This window comes from Amycolatopsis umgeniensis, assembly GCF_014205155.1.
In the GTDB taxonomy this organism is placed as follows: Bacteria; Actinomycetota; Actinomycetes; order Mycobacteriales; family Pseudonocardiaceae; genus Amycolatopsis; species Amycolatopsis umgeniensis.
This window is the reverse complement of record NZ_JACHMX010000001.1, coordinates 1,742,559-1,768,245: the sequence shown is the minus strand read 5'-3', so window position 1 is coordinate 1,768,245 and position 25,687 is coordinate 1,742,559. Positions and strand designations below refer to the sequence as shown.

Here is a 25,687-nt window from a genome sequence, read left to right as displayed (position 1 = left end):
AGACTGCAGCACCATGACCGACGAACCGAAGCGTCCCGAACCGCCGCTCACCGGCGACGAGCGCACCCAGCTGAACGGCTTTCTCGACTTCCTCCGCGCCACCGTCGTGTGGAAGTGCTCAGGCCTGACCGACGAACAGGCCAGGCGGCCGCTCGTGCCCAGCGAACTGACCACCGTCGCCGGTCTGCTCGGCCATCTGACCATCGTCGAGCAGTACTGGTTCAACGTGGTGCTCGGCGGCCAGGAGGACGTTTGGAAGGAGGCTCTCGAAGCCGACCCCGACGCCGAGTTCCGGGTCGCCATGAAGACCCCGATCGAGCAGCTGATCGCCGCCTACGAGGCCGAGTGCGAGCGGAGCCGCAAGATCGTCTCCGGGATGGGCCTGGACGACAAGGCCCCCTTCCGCGGGGACCGCGAGGTCAACGTCCGGTTCGTGGTCGCGCACATGATCGAGGAGACCGGCAGGCATGCCGGCCACCTCGACCTCTTGCGTGAAATGACCGACGGTCTCACCGGGGAGTAGCACGGCGAGGGGGCAGCGGGAAGAACCCGCTGGTCCGCTCGACGTAGGTCGCGTATCCCGGCCGGGAACGCCGCAAACCCTTCTCCAGCAAAGGTTTTCCGGTGCCCTTGGCCAGCGTGTACGTCATCGCGATCGGCGACAGGATCGTCGCCGCCCCCACCCAGCTCGAGCAGGCCAGCAGGTACAGGCCCCACCAGACGCACGCGTCCCCGAAGTAGTTGGGATGCCGCGTGTAGCGCCACAGCCCGCTGTCGAGCACCTTCCCCTTGTTGTCCGGGTCGGCTTTGAAGCGGCGCAGCTGCTCGTCACCGATCGTCTCGAACCCGAAGCCGACCAGCCACACCGCGACGCCGAGCCACGCCGTCACGCCGAAGGAGTCGCCGTACATCGCGAACTGGACCGGCAGCGAGACGAACCAGAGCACCACCGCCTGCACCAGGTACACGCGGACGAACAGCTTGAGCGCCGGATTCGGGCCGGCGCTCTCCGCCATCCGCACGTAGCGGGGGTCTTCGGGCAGCTTGTGGTTGCGCAGGTGGAGGTGGACGCCGAGGCGTACGCCCCAGACCGCGGCCAGCAGCGCGGTGACCACGCGCAGCGTCACCGACCCGTCCCCGAGCGGGGCCGCGACCACCGCGACGAGCGCGAATCCAGGCCCCCAGAGTGTGTCGACGGTGTCGTACCGCTTGCGCCACAGCGCGATGCCGAACGTGACGACGAAGGCCAGGAGGGTCGTGCCCGCCGTGACCGCGAGGGTGCCCCCGAGGGACATCAGGACCACTCCCGGGTGGCGGGCAGCGCGCTCGACCCCTGTTGGGACGAGCGGACCGCGAGGATCTGGTCCACACCCATCCGGTTCTCCTCGAACGCGAGCGCGCCGCCGACCAGGTAGAGCCGCCAGACCCGCGCGCCGGATTCACCGATCAGCGCCACGACGTCGTCCCAGTTGCTCTCGAGCGTTTTCTCCCATGCCCGGACCGTACGCACATAATGCTCGCGCAGCGCGTGGACGTCGCGGATCTCGAAGCCGGCGGTCTCCAGATGCCCGAGCGTGCGGCTCAGCGGCCGCATGGTCATGTCGGGGGCGATGTAGCGCTCGATGAACGCGCCGCCGCCGGGCGCCACCGCGCCGCGGGACATCTGCTGCAGGACCAGCCGTCCGGTGGGCTTGAGCATCCGGTACAGCGTCCGCGTGTACTCGGGGTAGTTCTCTTCGCCGACGTGTTCGCCCATCTCGATGGTGGCGACGGCGTCGAACGGCTCGTCGGTCAGCTCGCGATAGTCCTGCCGCCGGACCTCGACGCGATCTTCCAGGTCGTGCTGGGCGAGGCGGCTCCGGATGTGCTGCAGCTGCTCCGCCGAAAGCGTGATGCCGACCGCGTGCACGCCGTGATGCTTCGCCGCGTGCACCAGGAGCGAACCCCACCCGCAGCCGACGTCGAGCAGCCGCATCCCCGGCCGCAGCCCGAGCTTGCGGCAGATCAGCTCGAGTTTGTCCCACTGAGCCTGTTCGAGGTCGTAGCCGTCTTCCTCGGACGTCCAGTACGCCGACGAGTAGGCCATCGATTCGTCCATCAGCAGCTGGTAGAAGGCGTTGCTGAGGTCGTAGTGGTGCGCGATCGCCGACTTGTCGCGGAGCAGCGTGTGCAGCTTCCCGGACAGCCGGGCCTCTTCGACGGGCGGTTTGGGCGGCGGCCCGACGACGCCGAGGCCCACCGCGAGCCGCAGCGCCTCGGCCCACTCACGGGGGCCGAGCTTGGCGCCGCGCACGGCACCCGAGCGGGTCAGCGCCCAGATCCGGCGGAATCCGTCGGCGAGGTCGCCTTCGACGTCGAGATCCCCCGAGACATAGGCCCTGGCCAGGCCCAGTTCCCCGGGGGCGTAGAGGAGACGGCGCAGGGCGCGCCGGTTGCGGAGGACCACGGTCGGGGCATCCGGCGGACCGGCGCGTACGCCGTCCCAGGTGCGGAGACCGACCGGGAGGGTGCCACCGAGGAGCCGCTCGACGAACGGGACTAGGCGGGACGCGGGACTGTTCGGCATAGTCGTCATTCGACCCCGGACAGGAAAAGGATGGGTCGGACGATGCCCCGGTTCACCCGGTCCAATCCGCCTCGGCCCCTGTTCCGAATCCCTTTCGTGCACACCAAGGGTCTACGCATCGGAGTCATCGGCAGCGGCGTCGCCGGCCTCACGGCCGCCTACCTGCTGCAACGCCGCTACGAAGTGCTGCTGTTCGAAGCCGACGACAGGCTGGGCGGGCACGCGCACACCCACGACGTCCCGAGCGCGCACGGCGGCACCGTCGGTGTCGACTCCGGGTTCATCGTGCACAACGAGCGCACGTACCCGAACCTGCTCCGGCTCTTCGCCGAACTCGGCGTCGCCACCCGCGACACCGAGATGTCGATGAGCATCCGCTGTGACGGCTGCGGCCTCCAGTACGCCGGTGCCAAGGGCTTGAAGGGCCTGTTCGCGCAGCCCCGCAACGTCGCCCGCGGGCGCTACCTGCGGATGCTCGCCGACGTCAAGCGCTTCCATCTGCACGCGAACCGCGTCCTCGAATCGCCCGAGGCCGGTGACGTCACCCTCGGCGCGTTCCTCGCGATCGGCGGCTACACGAAGTACTTCGTCGACCACTTCATGCTCCCGGTCGTCTCCACCGTCTGGTCGGCCGACCGGGACGACACACTCAAGTACCCCGCGCGCTATCTGTTCGAGTTCCTGCGCAACCACGGGATGCTGTCGGTCGGCGGATCCCCGAGCTGGCGGACCGTCGTCGGCGGCTCCCGCGAGTACGTCGACCTCGCCGCCAAGCAGCTGACGGCCGTCCACCTGTCGACGCCGGTCCGCTCCGTCAAGCGCACCGTGCGGGGGATCGAGGTCCGCGACGACGCCGACACCCGGCACCGGCTCGACAAGGTCGTCCTGGCCACTCACGCGGATCAGGCGCTGAAGCTGCTTGCGTCGCCGACAGAGGCCGAGCGCGACGTCCTCGGCTCGTTCCGGTACTCCAGCAACGAGGCCTGGCTGCACACCGACACGGGCGTGCTCCCGACGGCGGAATCGGCGCGCGCGGGCTGGAACTACGCCACGCCCGCCTGTGGAGCGAACGCCGGAGCGGTCCAGGTGTCCTACGACATGAACCGCCTCATGCGGCTCGACGAGCCGACCGGCTACGTCGTCACGCTCAACCCCGGCACCGCCCCCGCCGACGGTGCGGTGCTGGCCAAGATGACCTACGAACACCCCGTCTACACCCCGGAATCGGTGGCCGCCCAGCGCCGCCTGCCCGAACTCAACGACGACACGGTCGCCTTCGCGGGCGCCTATCATGGGTGGGGATTCCACGAGGACGGCTGCGCGTCCGGTGTCCGCGCGGCCGAGAACTTCGGGGTGCGATGGTGACCGTCATGGCCGTGCTCTACGACTCCACGGTGGCGCATGTCCGGCGCAACGATCCGCCGATCTCGTTCGCCCACCGCGTCTATCTGTGGCTCATCGATCTCGACGCGCCGCCGAAGCTGCCCCGGTGGCTGCGCCCCTTCGCCCGCTTCGACCCGCGAGACCACTTCGCGCCCGAGGACACCTCCAGCATCCGGTCCAAATTGGACCGGTGGCTCGCGGCGCGCGGCGTCGACCTGGAGGGCGGGCGGGTGCTGATGCTCGCGGGCGCGCGGATGCTCGGGCACAACTTCAACCCGATCACCCTCTACTGGTGCCACCGGCCCGACGGCGAACTCGAATGCGTCGTCGCCGAGGTCCACAACACCTACCGGGGCAGGCACGCGTACCTCCTGCGTCCCGACGCCGACGGGAACGCCCACGCGGACAAGGAGTTCTACGTCTCGCCGTTCCAGTCGATGGACGGTGAGTACCGGATGGAGGTGCCGCGGCCGGAGTCGCTGCTCTCGGTCAAGATCGCCCTCCGGCAGGGCGGGCGGACACCGCTGACGGCGTCGCTGCGCGGGGTGCGGCGGCCCGCCACCGTCAAATGGCTCGTGCACATGCTGATCACCCGTCCGCTCATGCCGCACCGGGTCTCCGCGCTGATCCGGCGGCACGGGGTCAAACTGTGGTTGAAGAGGGCGCCGCTGACCCCACGGACGCCGCAGACCGCCGGAGGCAGGCTTGATGGATGAATCGGCACGTCCGCGCCGGATGGCGCCCGTTCCCGCGACGGACGGCGAACCGGCTGGGCCGACGTCCGAGGAGCTGCTCGTCCGGGTCGCGAAGGGGGACGAGAGGGCCTTCGACGCGCTGTACGACCGGCTCGCCGGTCCGATCCTCGGCCTGGTGCGGCGGATCCTCCGCGACGTCGCACAGTCCGAAGAGGTCACTCAGGAGGTCATGGTGGAGCTGTGGCGCACGGCCACGCGCTACTCCCCGGAGCGGGGGAGCGCGCTGAACTGGGCCATGACGCTCGCGCACCGCCGCGCCGTCGACCGCGTCCGTTCGGCACGGGCCAGCTCCGACCGCGAGGTCAAGGCGACCTTCGAGGCCGCCCGGGCCCGGCCCTTCGACGAAGTGGCCGAGGCCGTCGCGGCCCGCTGGGAACGCTCGCAGGTGCGCCGCTGCCTGACCAGCCTGACCGAACTGCAACGGGAATCGGTGTTGCTCGCCTATTACCAGGGCTACACCTATCGCGAGGTCGCAGAGGTGCTGCAGACCCCGCACGGAACCATCAAGACCCGTCTCCGGGACGGCCTGATCAGGCTCCGGGACTGTTTGGGGGTGACGGCATGACCATGCCCGAAATGCACACGCTCACCGGGGCTTACGCCGTCGACGCGTTGTCCGAAATGGAGCGTGCCCAGTTCCAGCGGCACCTCGGCGAGTGCGCTTCGTGCGCTCAAGAGGTCCTCGAACTGCAGATGACCGCGACCCGGCTCGGCGCCGCGCTGGCCGAAGACCCGCCGCCCGAGCTCAAGCGCCGCGTGCTCGCGGAGGCGATGGCGACCAGGCAGCAGCCGCCGAAGACGCGTTTCGAAACCGGGGAGCGCGTCAAGGACCGCCGTCGCGCCCCGCGCTGGGCGATCGGCGCGGCCGCGGCGGCGATCGTCGGGCTGGCGGGCACCGCCGTGTTCGGCGGTATCGCCTACGACAACCACACGCAGCTGACAGCCGCGAACGAACGAGCGGCGCAGTACGCGGACCGGTACGCCCCGGTCGCCGACGTCCTTTCGGCCGCCGATCTCCGGACGGGGCACGCCGAGACCTCCGCCGGGGGCGGCGGGACCGTGATGATGTCGCGCGCCAAGGACAGGCTCGTCTTCATGGCGGCTCAGCTGCCGAAGAACGATCCGGGCCGGACGTACCAGGCGTGGCTGATGTTCCCGGGCACCGCACCCAAGCCCGCCGGGCTCATTCGCGGTGGTCAGGACGGTGCGCTGCTGGTCGCGCAGGGGTTGAGCGGAGCGAACGGGTTCGCGCTGAGCGTCGAGCAGGACGGCGGTTCGGTGACCGGTTCGCCGTCGGACGACATCGTCATGAACATGTCCATGCCCACCTGATCTCCGGCTCTTACCAGGCCGCCGCCCGGCGCTTTCCCCGGGGCCGACTCTTGCGCCCGGGAAGATGTTGTGGCAAAACACCTTTGCGACACACGGCGTGGCTACTGGATTCGAGCCTGCCTGGTGCATACCGTCCTGCTTCAACGTCGGCAGTTGACATAACTCTCAATCTGAGGTTCAGCTCGAGGGTTCGATCCAGGTTCAGCGACCGGCGGGCAGCACGGGCACACACGATCAGGAAGGCGGCCCCGATGACGCCCCCGCACAACTACCTTGCGGTGATCAAGGTCGTCGGTATCGGCGGCGGCGGAGTGAACGCCGTCAACCGCATGATCGAGGTCGGCCTCAAGGGCGTCGAGTTCATCGCGGTGAACACCGACGCTCAGGCACTGCTCATGTCCGACGCCGACGTCAAGCTCGACATCGGCCGGGAACTGACCCGCGGCCTCGGTGCCGGCGCCGCCCCCGAGGTGGGGCAGAAGGCCGCCGAAGACCACCGCGAAGAGATCGAAGAGGTCATCAAGGGCGCCGACATGGTGTTCGTGACCGCGGGTGAGGGTGGTGGCACCGGCACCGGTGGCGCGCCCGTCGTCGCCCAGATCGCCCGCAAACTCGGCGCGCTGACCATCGGCGTCGTCACCCGCCCGTTCACCTTCGAGGGCAAGCGCCGCAGCAAGCAGGCCGAAGACGGCATCCAGCAGCTGCGGAACGAATGCGACACCCTCATCGTGATCCCGAACGACCGGCTGCTGCAGCTGGGCGACATCGGCGTCTCGCTGATGGACGCCTTCCGCTCGGCGGACGAGGTCCTGCTTTCGGGTGTCCAGGGCATCACCGATCTGATCACCACGCCGGGTCTGATCAACCTGGACTTCGCCGACGTCAAGAGCGTCATGTCCGGCGCGGGTTCCGCGCTGATGGGCATCGGCTCGGCGCGCGGCGAGGGCCGGGCGATCCAGGCGGCGGAGAAGGCGATCAACTCGCCGCTGCTCGAAGCGTCGATGGACGGGGCGCACGGCGCGCTGCTGTCGATCGCGGGCGGGTCGGACCTCGGCCTGTTCGAGATCAACGAGGCCGCGTCGCTGGTGCAGGAGTCCGCGCACCCCGACGCGAACATCATCTTCGGGACGATCATCGACGACTCGCTCGGCGACGAGGTCCGGGTCACCGTGATCGCGGCCGGTTTCGACGCCGGCACGCCGACGCACAAGAAGCTCGACCCGTCGACGTTCGGCTCCCGCTCGAACTCGACGGCGTCCGCCCAGGCCGGCCAGGTCAACGGCGGCGGGGCGACACCGGTGCAGAGCCCGCCCTCGGGTGCCACGCCGGTGCCGTCGACCGGTTCGAACGGCTACCCGGTCGCGCCGCCGCGCACGCATACGCCGATGCCGTCCTCCCGCGGTGAGGGCAACGGCTCGCTGACCGGCGGGCTCCCGCAGCCCGGCGGCGGTTCACGGGGCTACTCGCCGATCGGGTCGAACTCGACCCACGGCAGCCTGCCCGGCCGCGCCACCCCGGTGCACGACGACCCGTCGGACGACGAAGTCGACGTGCCGCCCTTCATGCGGCGGTAGTTCGCCAGTACGTTCCGTGAAGGCCTCCTTGACTACAGTCGAGGGGGCCTTCACTCAGGTCTAGGAGGAAACGCGTGCGGGTACGGCGGGTTGTCACGACAAGGGCGGGCGGGGCTTCCCGGCCGCCTTACGACACCTTCAACCTCGGTGATCACGTCGGTGACGACGCGGGCGACGTCTACGCCAACCGCAAACGCCTTGCCGGCGAACTCGGCCTCGCCGAGGACAGGCTGGCGTGGATGGAGCAGGTCCACGGCCGCACCGCCACCGTCGTCGACGGTTCCGAGACCGCCGCCGCCGAAGCGACCGACGCCCTCGTCACCGCTGAGACCGGTCTCGCGCTCGTAGTGCTCGTCGCCGATTGCGTCCCCGTGATGCTGGCCGACGTCGAAGCCGGTGTCGTCGCCGCCGTGCACGCGGGCCGCGTCGGCGCCCGAGTCGGTGTCGTGCCCGCCGCTGTCGAGGCGATGCGCTCGCTCGGCGCAGACCCGGCACGCACCGAAGCGTTGCTCGGGCCCGCGATCTGCGGCGACTGCTACGAAGTTCCCGCCGAAATGGCCGCCGACGTCGAAAAACACGTGCCCGGCAGCGCCTGCAAAACCCGGAAGGGCACGACGGGACTCGACCTCCGCGCCGGGCTCTGGCGGCAACTCGCCGACCTCGGCGTCGGCAAGATCGGCGTCGATCCGCGCTGTACCAACGAAGACAAGACCCTCTTCAGCTTCCGCCGCGACGGCACCACCGGCCGGATCGCGGGGATCACCTGGCTGGACGCGTCGTGAGTGACACCCGCAAGGAGGAACTCGCCGCTTCGCTTGCCGAAGTGGAAGACCGGATCGGTGCCGCGTGCAAAGCCGCCGGCCGGGAACGCGACGAGGTCCGGTTGCTCGCGGTCACCAAGACCTTCCCCGCACTCGACGCCGCGTTGCTCGCCGACCTCGGCGCGCTCGACCTCGCCGAGAATCGCGATCAGGAGGCGGGCGAGAAGGCCGAAGCGGTCGCCGAGTTGCGTCCGGACTCCGGCATCCGCTGGCATATGGTCGGCAGTCTTCAGCGGAACAAGGCCAAATCGGTCGTGCGCTGGGCCGATGAGGTCCAGTCGGTCGACTCCGAGCGCCTCGCCGACGCGCTCGCGAAAGCCACCAGGTCGGCCCTCGATTCCGGGCAACGCGATCACCCGTTGGACGTCCTCATTCAAGTAAGTCTCGATGACGATCCGAAGCGCGGGGGCACTCGGGTGAGCGAACTGGGCCAGTTGGCGGAGCGGATAGCCCATGTGGGTGATATTCGCCTCCGTGGGCTTATGGCGGTGGCTCCGCTGGGTATTGACCCGGTACAGGCGTTCGAGAAGCTCGCTCGTGCGTCGGAGCGTCTTCGGGCAGATCACTCAAATGCCCGTGAGATCTCCGCCGGAATGAGCAATGATCTCGAGCAGGCGATCGCGCACGGCTCGACCTGTGTGCGTGTCGGAACCGCGTTGCTCGGTGGACGCGGTTTAGCCTCGCCTTAAGGAATACCGTCTCGTCGTTACGGGGAGTGGTGGCGAGGGCGGGGGAGCACGGTGCGGGACGCGGCTAAGGCTAGGGAGAGGCATGAGCGCGCTGCAGAAGCTGAAGGCCTACTTCGGGATGGTGCCCGCGGACGAAGACGGCTATGACGTCGAGGATGACTACCGGCGAGGGTACGCCTCCAAGGAATATGCCGACGACGAGTACGACTACGACGATGAGCCGCCTGCCCGGTCGCGGGGTGGACGCTACCGGGACGTCGAAGACACTTATGACGAGCCTGTCGCCCGAACTCGGTCACGCTCCGTGCCCAGTTCGGAGCCGGCGGTTCACGGGGCGCTGGCGATGGATCGCCAGCCCGAACCGGTCGCCCGGCTGCGTCCGGTGACGGAGCCGGTCCGTCCGGCCGTCCGCGACCCGCTGAGCCGGATCACGACGCTGCACCCGACGAGCTACGCGGAGGCGCGGGCGATCGGCGAGCACTATCGCGAAGGCATCCCGGTGATCATGAACCTCACCGAGATGGAGAACGCGGACGCGAAGCGTCTTGTCGACTTCGCCGCGGGGCTCGCTTTCGCCTTGCGCGGGTCGATGGACAAGGTCACCAACAAGGTGTTCCTTCTCTCACCGCCCGATGTGGACGTCACCGCGGAGGACCGTCGGCGGATTGCCGAAGGCGGATTATTCCTGCGCGGCTGATCACCCGGTGACCGCTGAGCGCAGCCGGATGTGATTTTGTCGACTCATCGGCATCTCGAGGCCGTCAACTGCGTCTTTTGACGCGAGGCATGGCAGAGTGGTTACGTGAATGCTGTGTTGCTGGTCGTCTGGTACGTGCTGTTCGCTTTCTGGCTCCTGCTGACGGCACGGATCGTCGTCGAACTCGTGCGTGCTTTCGCTCGCGAGTGGCGTCCTGCCGGAGGGGTTGCGGTAACGCTCGAGACCATCTACACAGTGACCGACCCACCGGTTCGTCTGTTCAGACGAATCATCCCGACCGTACGAATCGGCGGCGTCGGACTGGACTTATCGATTATGGTGCTGCTGTTGGTTGTGTTCTTCGCGATGCAGCTGGCAACGCCAGGGTGATTTTCGGGGAAGCCCGGGTGGACCTGCAGGCCATGGAGTGCGTGAGGTGATCTGATGTCGTTGACCCCCGCTGACGTGCATAACGTCGCGTTCAGCAAGCCGCCCATAGGCAAAAGGGGCTACAACGAGGACGAGGTGGACGCGTTCCTCGACCTGGTGGAGACCGAGCTTGCCCGGTTGATCGAGGACAACAACGAGCTGCGGCAGCAGGTCGAACAGCTCGACAACGAGCTCGAGACCACCCGTGGTGAGCTCGAGAACGCCAAGGCGGGAGCAGTCGGCCCGCCGCCGCAGGTGCGCGACGAGCCGTCGCGTCGCCTGGCGCCGGTGCCGCCGCCGCAGTCGGCGATGGAGCAGACCCAGGCCCATTCGATGGTGCCGGACAACGGGGAGCCCAACGTCCAGGCCGCGAAGGTGCTCGGACTGGCGCAGGAAATGGCCGACCGGCTCACCGCCGAGGCCAAGACCGAGTCGGACGGCATGCTCGCCGAAGCCCGGACCAAGTCCGAGCAGCTGCTTTCGGACGCGCGATCGAAGTCGGACTCGATGGTGAACGAGGCGCGCACGCGTGCCGAGACCATGCTGAACGACGCCCGGACCCGTGCCGAGACCTTGGAGCGCCAGGCGCGCGACAAGGCCACGACCATGGAGCGCGAGGCTCAGCGCAAGTACACCGAAACCATGAACAACATGAACGCGGAGAAGGGCTCGCTGGGCAAGAAGATCGAAGAGCTGCGCACGATCGAGCGGGAGTACCGCACGAGGCTGCGTGGGTTCCTCGAGTCCCAGCTGCGTGAGCTCGACGACCGTGGTTCGGCCGCTCCCGCGTCGGCGTCCTCGTCCAACTCGGGGCAGCCGGCGTCGTCCTCGGGCGGCGGACAGGGCTACTCGTTCGGCCCTCGGGCCGAAGCGGGCTGATAGTTCCACGCTGATTTGTTTCTACGCTGCTTGTTCGACACAGTGGAACGGCCTCGGCACTCTCCGGAGGGTCGGGGCCGTTTCGCTTGCCCCTCGTGTTGTAATTCACCGTGCTCTACATCGTCCTAGTACTGGTACTGGCGGCTCTGGGGCTGCTCGTCGCGGCGCTCATCACCGCGAACTCCCTGTGGGCCTGGATCTCCATCGGCCTCTCCGTCGTCGCCGGGTTGCTGCTCGTCTTCGACTGGCTACGCCGCCGGAAGAAGCGAGCCGCCGAGACCGCCGCGCCCGCCGAAGACACAGAAGACTCGGAAGACGCCGATGATTCGGCTCCGGTCGAAAAGAGCGAGGCGGACGAAGAGGAAAAGCCGGAGGACGCCGAGCAGACCGTCTTGATGCCCGCCGCCGGCGAGCTGAGCGACGAGGACGAAACTCCGGAGCCCCAGCGCAACGGAGACCCCGGCGAGGAGAAGAGCGATCCCGCTGATGTGGCGGTCGTCTCCGAACTCGAGACCGAGGTCGTCGTCGTCGACGAGTACCCGCGCTACCACGTGACCACATGCGCGTGGCTCGAAACCCGGGACACGATCCCGCTCGGTATCGGCGAGGCGCGTCAGCTCGGGTTCACCCCGTGCGGGTTGTGCACGCCCGACGCCGAGATCGCCGGTCAGCATCGCGACAAGACCAAAGCGGACAGCTAGCCGTCTTCGAGCGCCTGAGCCGCTTCGCCGACCGCGACCACGTCGGCCGCGATCGTGTCGAGCACCAGGCGTTGTTCCTCGTCGGCATCTCGCGGCACCGGGATCTCGGCCGCCTCTGAGGTCCCGAGCTTTTGTGCCGCCTCTTCGACGGCGTCCGCCGCTCCGGCTGATCCGGGTCGCAGCAAAAGCGACGACGCCGTGACAGACAGGCCGCGCAAGGCTTCGGCGGCGTTCTCCAGCGCGTCCCGTTGTCCGAGCGCGGGTTCCTTGGTGCCCGGCTCCGCCGCGAGCAGGCCGTGATGCGCGATGGCGGCGGCGCGGAACTCGCGGCCGAGCGTCCGCGGGTCGACGTCCTCGCCGCGCAGCTTCCGCCCGACCGAGCCGAGCAGGGCTCGAGTGGCGTCGACAGCGGTAGCGAAGCGTTCCGCCGGACCGGGTTTCGGCACGCCGGGGATCGCGGCGAACCCGAAGAGCAGGGCGATGGCCCCGGCGAGGACCATCAGCAGCAGGTACTCGACGAGCACGTAACGCGGGTCGAGATGTCTGGTCGTCGCGTTCATGCCGACCGACATCAGGACCATGCAGCCGTTGAACACCGCCGGCCGTGTCCGCATGACCGAGAAGCCGCCGAGCAGCGCGACGAGCCCGATCGGCAGCAGAAACCCTTGCGGCAGAAGCCAAAGGGCGAGGGTGAGCACGACTGCGCCGCCGAGTGAACCGCCGATGCGCTGCCAGGCCTTGCTGAGGCTGTCGCGCCATTCCGGTTGCATGATGGCGAAAGTGCCGAGCAGGAACGACACGGTGAGCGGGTCGCCGGGCCGGAAACTCGCGACGACGAGCGCCAGCGCCACCCCGAGCCCGCAGCGGAGCGCGTGCCGGAACTGTGGTGACTGCCAGGAAAACGCGCCGCTCAACTCGATCCTGCGTAGTTCCTTCCGGAGTCCTTTCGGAACGTCCACACGCGACTCGTCGCGTTCGGTCGCCGCTGTCCGGATGGTTTCGAGGGAGTCCCACAAAGCGGTGACGAGCCTTGCCGTGGCGCCGGGCAGCTCGGCGGGTTCTTTGCGCCGCACCGGCTCGACGTCTTCCGGTGCCTGCGCCGCGCGGACCGCTTCGGCGAGCCTGGCGGCTTCCTCCCTGGCGGCGTCGAGAGTTTCGCCGATTTCGGGGTTGTCCAACCGTTTCCGGCGGATCTCGAGCATGCCCGTCGCCGCCCGGTACCGGAACGTTCCACCGAGCACTCCGGCCGTCCAGCGACGAGGACGGTCCGCGAGCCAGAGCCTCGCCGCGCGCTCCTGCGTCTCGGAAGTGCTCGTCGCGAGCGCGTCGGCCAGCGCCTCCCGGGTCGGCTTGGCCGGATCCTTCGCGCCCATCAACACCCGCAGCAGGAGCACGACTCCCACCGCCAACGCGGGAGCGCCGAGAATCTGCCCCGCCGACGCCGTCCCCGTCAACTGGAAGCCGTATCCGAACAACGAGGCCATCCCGAGCCCCAACCCGACCGTGACGAACCGCGCCCCGAGCGCGGGCAACAGCCCGGCGACGACCACGACCACCACCAGCAGGCCGATCGCGGCCCACTGCGACACCGCCCCCAGCAGCCGGGGCACCCCGACCGCCAGGATCAACGCGGGCGCGAACCACGCCTGCAGCCGCAGATCCGCCCACAGCGGCCCGCCGACCGCCGCGATGAGGCAGAAGAGCGCCGTGAGGGCCGCCAAGATGGCCGCGTTGCCCAGTCCCACCAGGAAGCCGAGCCCGCTGACGCCGCCGAGGACCACCAGTACGACGACGAGGAGTCCGGGCCCTTTCATCGGGCCTCGCTGATCGACATACCCGTCAACCTAGAGGCGATGGGCGGGACGGCAACTCGGGGATGGGGGTGGGCTTGGTTTTGAGCGAGTCCATACTTGTCGCCGGGGGCGAAGACGTGCTTCGCCGCGTTAGGTGAGGTGAGTGCCTTTGTTTTTACCTCTCACGACTTCGACCACTGTTTCCTAGAGCTATCCGCCCCCTTCGCCACTTTTATCCGTCCAGGCGTGTCACCTAAATATGCTATAGAACATGCGTTCGAATGAGAGTATCGTTGAGGTTGTGGCCAGCAACGATGCACCTCAGACGACACCCGCTGAGTGGTGGCGTGTCGACACGGCGACGCTGCATGCCCGTAAACAGGAACTGGAAGTCCTCAAGTGTCAGTTGGATGCGGAGCAGAACGCGATCCTGGCGGAAATCAATATCCGTGGGGTTCGGGGGTGTTCGGGTCATTCGACGTTGGCGGCGTTGATTTTCGAGGATTTTCATGTCACCGCGAAGGAAGCCGATGCTCGCGCCGACCGGGTCCTGGCCTTGTATCCCGGCCCGTCTATCGGCGGGGATCCTGCCCCGCCTCTGGCGCCGCTGACCGCCGACGCTGCTGCGGAAGGGGCGATCGGTGGTTCGCAGATCGACGCGATCATCGGGGCCTTGGCGCGGATCCCGTCCTTCGTCCCGGAGGAAGACGTGCGGGGTGGGGAGAAGATCCTGGTGGATCTCGCCCGCCACGCCGGGCCCCGCCAGATCGCCCAAGCCGGGCGGCGGTTGCTGGATGAGCTGGATCCCGATGGGAAAGAGCCCCGGGACGAGAACCCGAAAGACACGCGCCCGGAGTTGCGGTTTGTCAAACACCGCAACGGCACCCTCGGTCTCAAAGGCACTCTCGATCTGGAGACCTACGCACGCTTGAAGTCCGATTTGGATCCGATGGCCAAGCCGCACAAGGCCGTCGACGGGGTCCGGGACTCCCGCACCCAGGACGAACGCTACGGGGATGCGTTCACCGACTATGTGCGGTTGAAGACCACGAGTCGGAACCTTCCCGGACAGGCCGGGGAAGCCACCCACATTCTGGTGACGATGTCCTACGAGGACCTCATCAGCGATCTTGGTGAAGCACACCTGGATCTGGTCGGTCCGATCAGCGCGACCGACGCTCGCATCCTCGCCTGTGATGCTCGCGTGCGGCCTGGGGTGCTCGGTACCGCGGGCGAGCCCTTGGATATCGGCCGTTCGAAACGGACCGTGTCGTTGGCGCAGAAGTACGCGCTCACCATCCGCGACGGAGGCTGCGCGTTCCCGGGCTGTGATATGCCGGTGCCGCGCTGTACGGCACACCACATCGTTTTCTGGGAACACCACGGCGAAACGAGAATCGACAACCTCGTGCTGCTGTGCACCAAGCATCACCGCCTGATTCACCACAGTGAGTGGAAAGTCCGGATCGCTCAGGATGGCCTGCCCGAATTCACGGCCCCGGCCTACCTCGACCCCACCGGCCAACCCAGGCGCAACACCATGCACCTCAGGACATAGGCCGAACCGATGTATAACGACCTACACGTCTGCGGGCCGGCAAGCCGCCCGGTGCGTCGTGTTCGACGGGGCGCGGTCAACCGCGCCGGGATCAGTGAAGGCAAGGACGGATTCACCCGCGACCAGGGCCAGAGGCTGAGCCCCGATCCGAAGGTGCGCTTCGGCCGAGATGTCCTGTAGATCCCGTCCCAACGCCCATCGACCAGACTTACTCCGGCACCGCCTAGGCCCGCAGAAAGTAAGCCCGTTCCCTCAACTCTCGCGCCCGCACCGAGGGGGTCAGCCGGACGGCCTCCTCGGCCGCGTCGGCGGCGTCCTCGAAACGTTCCATCGTCAAGAAAAGCTCCGCGAGATCGGCGCGGGTCCAGCCGAGTGCGGCGGTGTTCCCGGCGGACTCGAAACTTTCGGCGGCCATGGGCAGCCGGAACGCGGCCTCGTCGAGGTCGCCGAGTGCCTGTGAGAGCTTCCCGTGGGTGTACAACATCTCGGCCTGCACTTCAGGGTTTCCGCCGACCGCGTCGCACTCGCCGCTCAGATCGCGAGCGGCCTCCGGATCCCCGGTGAACGCCAAGATCCACACCGCCATCAGCCGGGCGCGGGCGGCGTTCACGTGATCGAACTCCGCCTGGAACAGGTCGACGGCCTCGCGGCTGAACTTCAAGGCTCGCAAAGGGGCCTGTTCCACGGTCAGTGCGGCGCGGCGGAACGCGTGCGCTCCGGGCGGCAAAGCGCCCTCGGCAGGTTGGTCGTCGCGAGCGGCGAGACGGCGGGCCAGGAGTACGCCTTCGGGGTTCGGCAGGAGTTCGTCGAACCGGTCCCACATCGCGGCCGCGAACTCTGGATCGTCCTGGTTGCGTTCAGCCCGGCAAGCCAGTTCCTCGACGGTCGTCGGATAGATCACGATCTTCGAGCCGATTTGCTTGGTGCCTGGCAGCAAGGCGGAACCCAGTTCCCTCGAATCCAGCACCGGTTCCACGGTGAGCAGCGCCCGGATCCGGTCGCTCTGCGCGGAGTTCCCGTTGCGGGCATCGAACCGCGCGGCGATTTCCAGCGCGCGGGAGGCGTGATCCGAAGCGGCCCCCGCCACCAAAGACGCCGCGGCGTGGAAGTCCATTTCCGCGAAGGGGACCGATCGCCATCCGCCGTGCCGGTCCACCAGTTTCCGCGCCGCGGGGTGATTCCCCGTACGCGCACAGAATTCGACGTGCCGTGCGAGCATGCCCAGCTCCGACGGCTCGGCCCAAAAAGCCGAATAGGACAACCGGAACGCTTCCAACGCGTCGTCGAGCCGTCCTAGGCGGACGAACGGGAGCATCAGCGCGGCACGCATCGAATGAGGCTGACGGGAGCAGTAGTCCTCGTCGGAGAAGAGCTCGGCGGCGTCTTCGAGGCGGCCGATCCGGAGCAGGTGGTCGATTCTCAAGCCGAGGTCGCAGTGAGCGCACCGCGAGCTTTCCGGAGGGGCCTCGTACCCGACGTCCGCGATGGCGCCGAGATGCGAGGCGACGATCAGGCGATTGTCGGGCATCGGACCGAAGAGGCGTTCGCCCTCGTCGAGCGCGGTGAGGGTGTCCGCCAGCGGAACACGAGGATCCTCGGTGAACGCCGAGGCCAGGTGGTCGAACACGGACCGGAGGTCGAGTTCGGGATCGGGGTCGTCGGCGGCCAGGCACCAGGAGAGCGGCTCGAACACCTTCGCGGGCTCGCCGCCGAGGAGGTAGGCGGTGGCGAGCCGGACACGCGCCTCGTACCCGTGCGCGGCGAGCCCCAGCGCGTCCACGCGACGTGTCACCTTTTCGAGCGCGGCGATCTGCCCCGCGCCCTCCCACATCCGGTCCGTGACGCGGATCTGTCGCCATAGCTGTTCTTCGGTGTCCATCACCCTCCCGCCGGGCGGCAGCCTAATCGCGGCGCCCGCCCGGCGCCTCCGTGTTTCCCCCACCCCGGACAACCCGGTTGCCCTCGCGCGCTACCCTTGAACCACCAGGCACCGATCCGGCCATCACCGGGGAGCCTCCGGAAGAACAGGGCCCGCGCCCCCAGTAGAACCGGACGGGTACGGCCCGTCACAGCCGTCGAATGAGCGGCCCAGCCGGAACACCGCCGGCCGGGCAAGCGGGGTGGTACCGCGGAACGCGCCGGAAACGGCCGTCTCGTCCCCGTGTGGGTGAAAGCCCGTACGAGAGAGACGAACCGCGAGGAGCACCGAAGATGTATCCCAAGGCACAAGTGGACGGCGAGACCGGCGTCCCGTCCCAGCCTTCGTTCCCCGAGTCGGAAAGGCGCGTCCTCGCGTACTGGGAATCCGATCGGACCTTCCAGGCCTCGATCGACGCCCGCGACCCCGGCGTCAACGGCTCGAACGAGTACGTCTTCTACGACGGCCCGCCGTTCGCCAACGGTCTCCCGCACTACGGTCACCTGCTCACCGGGTACGTGAAGGACCTGGTGCCGCGTTACCAGACCATGAAGGGCAAGCGCGTCGAGCGCCGCTTCGGCTGGGACACCCACGGCCTGCCCGCCGAACTCGAGGCTATGCGCCAGCTCGGGATCACCGAGAAGGCCGAGATCGACGCCATGGGCATCAACGTCTTCAACGACGCGTGCCGCGAGTCCGTGCTGCGCTACACCGGCGAATGGCAGGACTACGTCACCCGCCAGGCCCGCTGGGTCGACTTCGACAACGACTACAAGACGCTCGACGTCACCTACATGGAATCGGTGATCTGGGCGTTCAAGCAGCTGTGGGACAAGGGCCTGGTCTACGAGGGCTACCGCGTTCTGCCTTACTGCTGGCGTGACGAGACGCCGCTGTCCAATCACGAGCTCCGCATGGACGACGACGTCTACGCCAGCCGCCAGGACCCGGCCGTCACGGTCGGTTTCCGCTTGGAGGGCAACGACAACGAGCTCGACGGCACGTACCTGCTGATCTGGACGACGACCCCGTGGACGCTGCCGTCCAACCTCGCGACAGCGGTGCACCCCGACGTCCGTTACGTCGTGGTGGAATCCGAGGCGCAGGAGGGCAAGCGGTTCCTGCTCGCCGAAGCGCGTGTCGCCTCGTACGCCCGCGAGCTCGGCGAGGAGCCGACGGTCGTCGGGCACTACACCGGTACCGAGCTGCTCGGAACCCGTTACGCCCCACCGTTCCCGTACTTCGCCGGACACGAGAACGCGCACCGCGTGCTGTCCGCGGACTACGTCACCACCGAGGACGGCACCGGTATCGTCCACATCGCGCCCGCCTACGGTGAAGAGGACAAGGCCGTCACCGACGCCGTCGGGATCGTGCCGGTCACGCCTGTCGACGCGCAGGGCAAGTTCGACGCGACCGTCGGGGACTACGCGGGCCAGCAGGTGTTCGACGCCAACCCGAACATCATCAAGGATCTCAAGAACGGCACCGGTTCCGCCGGCCGTCAGGGCGCGGTACTGCTGCGCCACGAGACCTACGAACACCCGTACCCGCACTGCTGGCGCTGCCGGAACCCGCTGATCTACCGCGCCGTCTCGTCGTGGTTCGTCGCGGTGACCGAGTTCAAAGACCGGATGATCGAGCTGAACCAGCAGATCACCTGGTACCCGGAGAACGTCAAGGACGGCCAGTTCGGCAAGTGGCTGGAGAACGCCCGCGACTGGTCGGTCTCCCGCAACCGGTACTGGGGCACGCCCATCCCGGTGTGGCAGTCGGACGACCCGGCGTACCCGCGCACGGACGTCTACGGCTCGCTCGAAGAGCTCGAGCGCGACTTCGGCGTGCGGCTGGACAACCTGCACCGGCCGTTCATCGACGAGCTGACCCGGCCCAACCCGGACGACCCGACCGGGAAGTCCACCATGCGCCGGATCGAGGACGTGTTCGACGTCTGGTTCGACTCGGGCTCGATGCCGTACGCCCAGGTGCACTACCCGTTCGAGAACACCGAGTGGTTCGAGCACCACTACCCGGGCGACTTCATCGTCGAGTACATCGGGCAGACCCGTGGCTGGTTCTACCTGCTGCACGTGCTGGCGACGGCGTTGTTCGACCGGCCCGCGTTCCGGACCTGTATCTCGCACGGGATCGTGCTCGGCTCGGACGGCCAGAAGATGTCCAAGTCGCTGCGCAACTACCCGGACGTCAACGAGGTCTTCGACCGCGACGGTTCCGACGCGATGCGCTGGTACCTGATGGCGAGCCCGATCCTGCGCGGCGGGAACCTGGTCGTCACCGACAAGGGCATCCGTGACGCCGTCCGCCAGGCCGTGCTGCCGCTGTGGAACTCGTACTACTTCCTCGCGCTCTACGCGAACGCCGAGGGTGTCGAGGGCCAGTGGCGCACGGATTCGAAGCACCTCCTCGACCGGTACGTGCTGGCGAAGACACACGAACTGGTGACCGACGTCGAGCACGCGCTCGACACCTACGACGTCGCCGGTGCCTGCTCGACCGTCCGCGATTTCCTCGAGGTGCTGACGAACTGGTACGTGCGCCGGTCGCGCGACCGGTTCTGGGCGGGCGAGCAGGACGCGATCGACACCCTGCACACCGTGCTCGAGGTGACGTCCCGGGTGGTGGCGCCGCTGCTGCCGCTGACTACCGAGGTCGTCTGGCGTGGGCTGACCGGCGGCCGTTCGGTGCACCTGGCCGACTGGCCGAACGCGCTCGACCTGCCCGCCGACGCGGCGCTGGTGACGGCGATGGACCGCGTGCGCCAGGTGGCGTCTTCGGCGCTTTCGCTGCGGAAGGCCAACAAACTGCGGGTGCGGTTGCCGCTGGCCAAGCTTGTCGTCGCCGCGCACGAGGCCGACTCGCTGCGCGAGTTCACCGACATCCTGCGCGATGAGGTCAACGTCAAATCGGTCGAGCTGACCGAGGACGTCGCCGCGCACGGCGGGTTCGAGGTCGCGGTCAACGCCCGTGCCGCCGGACCGCGGCTGGGCAAGGACGTCCAGACGGTGATCAAGGCCGTCAAGGCCGGTGAGTGGACGACGTCGGAGAGCGGCGCCGTCGTGGCCGCCGGGATCGAGCTCGTCGAAGGCGAGTACGACCGTCGCCTGGTCGCCAAGGGTGGCGGCGCGGCCGCGGAACTGCCCGGCGGGGCGGGACTGGTGCTGATCGACACCGAGGTCACCGACGAACTGGCGGCCGAGGGCCTGGCCCGCGACCTGGTCCGGGTCGTCCAGCAGGCACGCCGTGACGCCGGTCTCGACGTCGCCGACCGGATCGCGCTGACGGTCGACGCGCCGGAGGACGTGGTCACGGCCGCGAAGACGCACGAGGAGTTCATCGCTTCGGAGACCTTGTCGACTTCGGTGGGCTACGGCGATGTCGCCGACGGCTCGGCCGGGACGGTCGGCGAGGGCACCAAGGTGACCGTGGCGGTCGCCAAGGCCTGACCGAGGTCCCGGGATCACGAAACGGATTCGGAACCGTCGCTTTCTCGCCCCCGGGCCGCCTTGCACGTGAGCAATCGGCAGGCTGGCCCGGGGTCGCGCGCGTGGGCGCGTGCCGTACTGGGGGAGAGCGAGTCCATGAGTCCTGCCCGGAAAAGAGGGATCCTGATCGGCGCCGCGCTGACGGTCGTCGCCGTCGTGGTGGCCGCGGTGGTGTTGCTGGTCAAGGAGGATCAGGCGCCCGCCGCCGACGGCGGCCCCGGCGAGTCCACCGCGAGTGCCCAGGAGAGCCCGGCGCAGGTCGCCGCCCGGTTCCTGAGGCAGTTCGACACCGGTGAGCTGACCACCGCCCCGGTCGACGACCCGGCGGCGGCCACGGCCGCCGTGTCGGGGACGCGCGCCGCGCTTCACGGGGCGTCGGTCAGGACGTCTCTCGGCGAGGTCCCGACGACGCCGGGCGACGCGACCACGACTTCGGCCACCTTCCATGCCGCGTGGACCTTCCCCGGCGCCGGCGTCTGGAAGTACGAAGGCAAGCTGGACCTGGTCCGCAACGCCGGGAAATGGGTCGTCCGCTGGGCGATGTCGGTGATCCACCCGAAGCTCGAAGGCGGTCAGCGGCTTTCCGCGGCGCCCTTGTCGGCCAAGCCGGTCGTGGCCGACCGGGACGGCAAAGCCCTCGTCGGCGGTGACGCGGCGGGGGTCGCGCCTATCCTGCAAGGCGCGCTGTCGAAGGTCGCGTCCGAGCAGAACGGCGGCACCGGAACCCCGGCCACCATCACCGTTTCGCGGGTCGACGTCTCCGGCAAGCCGGTCGAGACGCTTTTCGGGCAGGCCGCCGAGACCGACAAACCGCTGGTCTCGACCTTGAGCGTGGCTTCCCAGAGCGCCGCGCAGAAGGCCGTCGACGGCTTCGGGGGGCCGGCGATCATCGTCGCGATGAAGACCTCGGGCGAGCTGCTGGCGGTCGCGCAGAACGGCGCCGCCGGGAACCAGCCGAAGGCGCTCAACGGTCTCTACTCGCCGGGTTCGGCCTTCAAGATCGCCACCGCGACCGCGGCGTTGCAGCAGGGCGGGGTCTCCGCCGATTCGCCGGTGGCCTGCCCGGGCAGTGAGCAGATCGGCACCCGCACGCTCAAGAACGAAAACGGGTTCGACCTGGGGACGGTCTCGCTGAAGGCGGCTTTCGCCGCGTCGTGCAATACGACCTTCGGGCGCCTCGCCGGGCAACTGCCCGCAGACGGCCTCGCGAAGGCCGCGAGCCAGCTCGGTCTCAACGCCGACTTCGAGATCCCGGGCCTGGCGACCGAGACCGGGAAGGTGGAGCCGTCGAGCAGCGGCGACGAGAAGGTCGAGGCCGGGATCGGGCAGGGAAAGGTGCAGGTCAGCCCGCTGGGCGCGGCGCTCATGGCGGCCACGGTCGCCACCGGGAAGCCGGTGGTGCCGAAGCTGTGGCAGGGGCTGGAGACCACGGTCAACACCGGCTACCAGGCCCCGCCGGCCGGGGTGCTGAACCAGGTCCGGGCGATGATGCGCGAGGTGTGCACGACAGGGACCGCGAAGGCGTTGAAGAGCAGCGGCGCCGTCTTCGGCAAGACAGGGACGGCGCAGTTCGGCTCGGGTGCCGACGCCAACGGCTGGTTCGTCGGCTACCGGGGCGACGTCGCCTTCGCCGTCATGCTCGAGGGCTCCAACGACTCCAAACCCGCGGTTCAGCTGGCGGCGAAGTTCCTGGCGGGCTGACGTTTCGGCCCGCGCCGAACCGTGCGTCTTCTACGGTGAGCGGATGGAAACGATCGCCTTGGCCGAGGTCGCGGCCGTGCTCGCCGATCCGAGCCGCGCGTCGATGTGCCTCGCGCTGCTCGACGGACGCGCCTGGACGGTGACCGAGCTGGCCGGAGCGGCCGAAGTCGCCGCGTCGACGGCGAGTGAGCACGTGTCGAAGCTGACCGAGGCCGGGTTCGTCGTGCGGGTCAAACAAGGACGGCACAGTTACGTCCGGATCGCCGATCCCCGGGTGGCGGAGCTGATCGAGCATCTGGCGCAGCACGCCGAACACCGTCCGGTGAAGGGGTTGCGCTCGTCGGTGCGGGTGAAACGGCTCGAGTTCGCTCGCACCTGCTACGACCACCTCGCCGGAACGGTCGGCGTCGCGTTGCGGGACGGGATGCTCTCCGTCGGGCTGATCGACGAAGCCGACGGCTTGACCTTGACCGGTCGCGGACGCGAGGTACTCGGCACCCTCGGGGTGGAGATCGCCGACAGCCGCCGTCCGATGTTGCGCGACTGTCTCGATTGGACAGTCCGCCGTGATCATTTGGCAGGCCGTGTCCCCGCGGCGTTACTGTCTCACGGAGTGAGTGCCGGCTGGTTGTCCCGTGAGGGCAACCGCGCGGTGAAAGTCCTGCCCGCGGCGGAGAAGCCGTTCGCGGAACTCGGTGTCGACCTGGTGGCCCTGCGCAGTCCGTAAAGGACAGTCTGTAACACAGGCTATCCGGACGGTTTTCGACCGGTACACGAACGAGTGACGACCACCGCCTCACTATTCTGTAGCCCTCACGGCGACCGGACGGGAGGCGACATGGAGCAGCTCCCGCTCGTTCTCGGTACCGGTGGCGCGGTCCTCCTCGTCGCCGTGATCGCCGTCCGGGTGTCGATCCGGGTCGGCCTTCCCTCGCTGCTGCTCTACCTGGGCATGGGGGTCCTGCTCGGCGAAGCCGGATTCGGCATCCAGTACGACAATCCCGAGCTCACCCAGTCACTCGGCCTCGCCGCGCTGGTGATGATCCTGTCCGAAGGTGGCCTCACCACCCGGTGGACGGCCGTGAAACCCTCGCTGGGCATCGGAATCGCACTGTCCACAGTGGCCGTGGCGGTGAGCATCGCGATCACCGGCGCCGCCCTGCACTGGCTGCTGGGCCTGGACTGGCGGATGGCGTTGCTGTGGGGCGCGGTGCTGGCGTCGACCGACGCCGCCGCGGTCTTCTCGGTGCTGAGATCGGCGGGGATCGGGAAACGCCTCGTCGGCGCGCTGGAGATCGAGTCGGGGATCAACGACGCCCCGGCCTACATCGCCGTCGTCGTCCTCGCCGAGGGCACGACCATCGACTGGTCGCTGCCGCTGCTGGTGGTCTACGAACTCGCCGCCGGGCTGGTGATCGGCCTGGCCTTCGGCTGGTTCGGCGCGCAGGCGCTGAGACGCGCCGCGCTGCCGGCGACCGGTCTGTATCCGCTGGCCACGGTGGCCGTGTGCGTCGTGGCGTACTCGAGCGGTCAGCTCGCCCACGCGTCGGGCCTGCTCGCCACCTACGTCGCGGCCCTGGTGCTGGGGAACTCGAAGCTCCCGCACCGCTCGGACACGCTGTCCTTCGCCGAAGGGCTCGGCTGGCTCGCGCAGATCGGGCTGTTCGTGCTGCTCGGCCTGTTCGCCTCGCCGAGCAGGATCTTCGAAAGCCTGGTCCAGGGCCTGGTCGCGGGCGCTGTCGTCCTGCTGCTCGCCCGCCCGGTTTCCGTGCTGCTCTCGGCGCTGCCGTTCAAGATCCCCTGGCGAGAACAGGTGTTCCTGTCCTGGGCGGGATTGCGCGGGGCTGTCCCGATCGTGCTCGCGCTGATCCCGCTTTCGTCCGGTGTGCCCGGCGCCCAGGAACTGGTCGACGCGGTGTTCGTGCTGGTCATCGTGCTGACTCTGCTCCAGGGCGCGACGCTGACCCCGCTCGCGAGGGCGCTCGGGCTGGCCCAGCACGCCGAACCGCACGAGATCGACGTCGACTCCGCGCCACTCGACGAGCTGGGCGCCGAGCTCCTGCAGGTCCGGATCAACCCCGGATCGAAGATGCACGGCGTCTACCTGGCGGAGCTGCGGTTGCCGATCGGGGCGACGATCAGCCTGCTCGTCCGCGACGGCACCGGCTTCACGCCCAACAAGGACACCCGGCTCCAGGAACGCGATCAGTTACTCGTCGTGACCACGTCCGACGCCCGTGACGCGGCCGAACGACGCCTCCGGGCCGTCGACCGGGCCGGACGCCTCGCCAGGTGGAAGGGCGAATCCGGCCAGTAGGTCACGAACCCGCACCAGCTGTTCGTCGGTTGATCTCAGAAAATTCTTCCCATTTGTACTCCTTTTGGATTACTTTCCCCGCAATCGACTCCATCGAATGGGTGAGTGTCACGGGGTGAGGAGTACACACGGTGACGAAACTTCCTGCACGGTTCGCCGGTCTGGGGGCCGCCGCTGTTCTCGTCGGGGTGGTTTTCTCCGCGCCGGCCGCGGCCGCGGGCGCGTTCCCGGCGTTCGGATTGCCGTTCGACACGGGCCAGTCGGTCTACTCGGCGGGGATCCACTCGGACAACGGGACCTCCGGTGTGAAGAACGCCATCGACTTCAGCCCGGGGGACAAGACCGTTCGTGCCCCGCTGGCGGGCACTGTCCGGATCCAGCACTGCGACGGCGGCGACTGGGTGACCGTCGACCACGACGGCGGCTGGCGCACCGGGTACTACCACATGGAGGGCATTTCGGTCACCGACGGCCAGCGGGTCGTCCCCGGCGACGCCCTCGGCCGGACCGGCAACGCGCTGCCCTGCGGTGGCAGCAGCACCGGCGCCCACGTGCACTTCACCCTGTGGACCTTGCCCACGGCCGCCGCCAAGGGCGGTGACTCGCGCGACTTCGGCGTCGGCGCGGGCAACTGGAACGGCATGTCGTACGACGAGGTCGCGACCAAGGTCGCCGAGGCCTACGGCGAGGCCGTCGACGGCAAGACCTTCGGCGGCTGGCGGTTCGCCGCGGGCACCGATCAGTACTCGGGGTCCGCGACCGAGGTCTCCTCGCGTTCCGTCATCCCGCTCCCCGGCCGATTCCGCGTCTGACCTCCCGTTGCCCGGCGCGGCGCGGCGCCGGGCAACGGTTCTCCTCGGCGACGGAACGCGTGACCGGCGTCTCAACATCCGGACAAGGGGTGGCTCGATCGCCGGTGCATCCGCTAACTTCGTCCGTAGGTCACGAGTGTCAGCGTCAAGCCCCGGCTAGCTGACCGGCAACCCTCCTTCCGCGGTGGGGTGCCCCGGGTGAGGACCTGGCGCGTCGCGTGGTGCGGCGGGCAAGCGCGGGATCCTCGTCGGGTCCCCA

22 protein-coding genes and 1 riboswitch are annotated in these 25,687 nt (G+C 68.6%); of the genes, 18 read left to right on the top strand and 4 right to left on the bottom strand.

From position 1 onward, the window contains the following. Positions 1–13 precede the first annotated feature (13 nt). Positions 14–523 carry a DinB family protein gene (locus tag HDA45_RS07755; RefSeq protein ID WP_184893228.1) on the top strand — a complete coding sequence of 170 codons (510 nt, stop codon included), beginning with the start codon at positions 14–16 and terminating at the stop codon, positions 521–523. Here the strand turns inward: HDA45_RS07755 and HDA45_RS07750 are convergent. Both HDA45_RS07750 and HDA45_RS07745 read right to left on the bottom strand, forming a co-directional pair. Next, positions 510–1,295, bottom strand: coding sequence for a DUF1295 domain-containing protein (locus HDA45_RS07750; RefSeq protein ID WP_184893226.1), 786 nt, complete (start codon positions 1,293–1,295; stop codon positions 510–512). The two genes, HDA45_RS07755 and HDA45_RS07750, sit on opposite strands and share 14 nt — an antisense overlap. After that, complete coding sequence (locus HDA45_RS07745) at positions 1,295–2,566, bottom strand: SAM-dependent methyltransferase (RefSeq protein ID WP_184893224.1); 1,272 nt, start codon at positions 2,564–2,566, stop codon at positions 1,295–1,297. The genes HDA45_RS07750 and HDA45_RS07745 overlap by 1 nt, the downstream gene beginning before the upstream one ends. A 30-nt stretch (positions 2,567–2,596) precedes the next feature. Here HDA45_RS07745 and HDA45_RS07740 point away from each other — a divergent pair, with 30 nt between their 5' ends. From HDA45_RS07740 to HDA45_RS07690, 11 genes are all read left to right on the top strand, one after another. Beyond that, the gene (locus tag HDA45_RS07740; protein WP_425491675.1) at positions 2,597–3,931 is read left to right on the top strand and encodes an NAD(P)/FAD-dependent oxidoreductase; all 1,335 of its coding nucleotides are present in this window, start codon (positions 2,597–2,599) and stop codon (positions 3,929–3,931) included. Continuing rightward, positions 3,925–4,665 carry a DUF1365 domain-containing protein gene (locus HDA45_RS07735; RefSeq protein WP_184893222.1) on the top strand — a complete coding sequence of 247 codons (741 nt, stop codon included), beginning with the start codon at positions 3,925–3,927 and terminating at the stop codon, positions 4,663–4,665. The genes HDA45_RS07740 and HDA45_RS07735 overlap by 7 nt, the downstream gene beginning before the upstream one ends. Then, positions 4,658–5,269, top strand: coding sequence for an ECF RNA polymerase sigma factor SigK (gene sigK, locus HDA45_RS07730; RefSeq protein WP_221471042.1), 612 nt, complete (start codon positions 4,658–4,660; stop codon positions 5,267–5,269). Before HDA45_RS07735 ends, sigK begins: the two co-directional genes overlap by 8 nt. Continuing rightward, positions 5,266–6,036 carry an anti-sigma factor gene (locus tag HDA45_RS07725; RefSeq protein ID WP_184893220.1) on the top strand — a complete coding sequence of 257 codons (771 nt, stop codon included), beginning with the start codon at positions 5,266–5,268 and terminating at the stop codon, positions 6,034–6,036. The genes sigK and HDA45_RS07725 overlap by 4 nt, the downstream gene beginning before the upstream one ends. 251 nt (positions 6,037–6,287) lie before the next feature. Beyond that, complete coding sequence (gene ftsZ / locus HDA45_RS07720; RefSeq protein ID WP_184893218.1) at positions 6,288–7,610, top strand: cell division protein FtsZ; 1,323 nt, start codon at positions 6,288–6,290, stop codon at positions 7,608–7,610. 74 nt (positions 7,611–7,684) lie between these two features. After that, positions 7,685–8,392, top strand: coding sequence for a peptidoglycan editing factor PgeF (gene pgeF, locus HDA45_RS07715; protein ID WP_184893216.1), 708 nt, complete (start codon positions 7,685–7,687; stop codon positions 8,390–8,392). Continuing rightward, positions 8,389–9,120, top strand: a complete 732-nt coding sequence (locus HDA45_RS07710) for a YggS family pyridoxal phosphate-dependent enzyme (protein ID WP_184893214.1) — start codon at positions 8,389–8,391, stop codon at positions 9,118–9,120. Before pgeF ends, HDA45_RS07710 begins: the two co-directional genes overlap by 4 nt. A gap of 82 nt (positions 9,121–9,202) precedes the next feature. Beyond that, complete coding sequence (locus HDA45_RS07705) at positions 9,203–9,817, top strand: cell division protein SepF (protein ID WP_184893212.1); 615 nt, start codon at positions 9,203–9,205, stop codon at positions 9,815–9,817. 114 nt (positions 9,818–9,931) lie between these two features. Further along, positions 9,932–10,207, top strand: coding sequence for a YggT family protein (locus HDA45_RS07700; RefSeq protein ID WP_005155180.1), 276 nt, complete (start codon positions 9,932–9,934; stop codon positions 10,205–10,207). Between the two features lie 54 nt (positions 10,208–10,261). After that, complete coding sequence (gene wag31, locus HDA45_RS07695; protein WP_184893210.1) at positions 10,262–11,125, top strand: DivIVA-like cell division protein Wag31; 864 nt, start codon at positions 10,262–10,264, stop codon at positions 11,123–11,125. A 110-nt stretch (positions 11,126–11,235) separates the two neighbouring features. Further along, positions 11,236–11,826, top strand: a complete 591-nt coding sequence (locus HDA45_RS07690) for a hypothetical protein (protein WP_184893208.1) — start codon at positions 11,236–11,238, stop codon at positions 11,824–11,826. On the opposite strand, the gene HDA45_RS07685 is transcribed toward HDA45_RS07690, so the two are convergent. Beyond that, a complete protein-coding gene (locus HDA45_RS07685) occupies positions 11,823–13,640 on the bottom strand; it encodes an FUSC family protein (protein WP_184893206.1) in 1,818 nt (605 codons plus the stop codon). The two genes, HDA45_RS07690 and HDA45_RS07685, sit on opposite strands and share 4 nt — an antisense overlap. Before the next feature lie 250 nt (positions 13,641–13,890). Here HDA45_RS07685 and HDA45_RS07680 point away from each other — a divergent pair, with 250 nt between their 5' ends. Beyond that, the gene (locus tag HDA45_RS07680) at positions 13,891–15,177 is read left to right on the top strand and encodes an HNH endonuclease signature motif containing protein (RefSeq protein ID WP_221471041.1); all 1,287 of its coding nucleotides are present in this window, start codon (positions 13,891–13,893) and stop codon (positions 15,175–15,177) included. 223 nt (positions 15,178–15,400) lie between these two features. Here HDA45_RS07680 and HDA45_RS07675 read toward each other — a convergent pair whose 3' ends face one another. Then, the gene (locus HDA45_RS07675; RefSeq protein ID WP_184893204.1) at positions 15,401–17,056 is read right to left on the bottom strand and encodes a hypothetical protein; all 1,656 of its coding nucleotides are present in this window, start codon (positions 17,054–17,056) and stop codon (positions 15,401–15,403) included. 332 nt (positions 17,057–17,388) lie between these two features. Between HDA45_RS07675 and ileS the strand changes: the two genes are divergently transcribed. The 5 genes from ileS (at position 17,389) to HDA45_RS07650 (ending at position 25,428) form a co-directional block, all read left to right on the top strand. Then, positions 17,389–20,559 (top strand): isoleucine--tRNA ligase, encoded by a 3,171-nt coding sequence (ileS, locus tag HDA45_RS07670; RefSeq protein WP_184893202.1) that lies wholly within the window; start codon positions 17,389–17,391, stop codon positions 20,557–20,559. A gap of 135 nt (positions 20,560–20,694) precedes the next feature. Continuing rightward, on the top strand, positions 20,695–22,299 hold the full coding sequence (locus HDA45_RS07665) for a penicillin-binding transpeptidase domain-containing protein (protein WP_184893200.1): 1,605 nt from the start codon (positions 20,695–20,697) through the stop codon (positions 22,297–22,299). Between the two features lie 43 nt (positions 22,300–22,342). Then, entirely contained in the window at positions 22,343–23,026 is a 684-nt protein-coding gene (locus HDA45_RS07660; protein ID WP_184893198.1) for an ArsR/SmtB family transcription factor, read from the top strand. Positions 23,027–23,137: 111 nt separating this feature from the next. Continuing rightward, on the top strand, positions 23,138–24,616 hold the full coding sequence (locus HDA45_RS07655; protein WP_184893196.1) for a potassium/proton antiporter: 1,479 nt from the start codon (positions 23,138–23,140) through the stop codon (positions 24,614–24,616). A gap of 131 nt (positions 24,617–24,747) precedes the next feature. Beyond that, on the top strand, positions 24,748–25,428 hold the full coding sequence (locus HDA45_RS07650) for a peptidoglycan DD-metalloendopeptidase family protein (RefSeq protein ID WP_184893194.1): 681 nt from the start codon (positions 24,748–24,750) through the stop codon (positions 25,426–25,428). Positions 25,429–25,556: 128 nt separating this feature from the next. Continuing rightward, a riboswitch (SAM riboswitch) is annotated at positions 25,557–25,671 on the top strand. Positions 25,672–25,687: the final 16 nt, after the last annotated feature.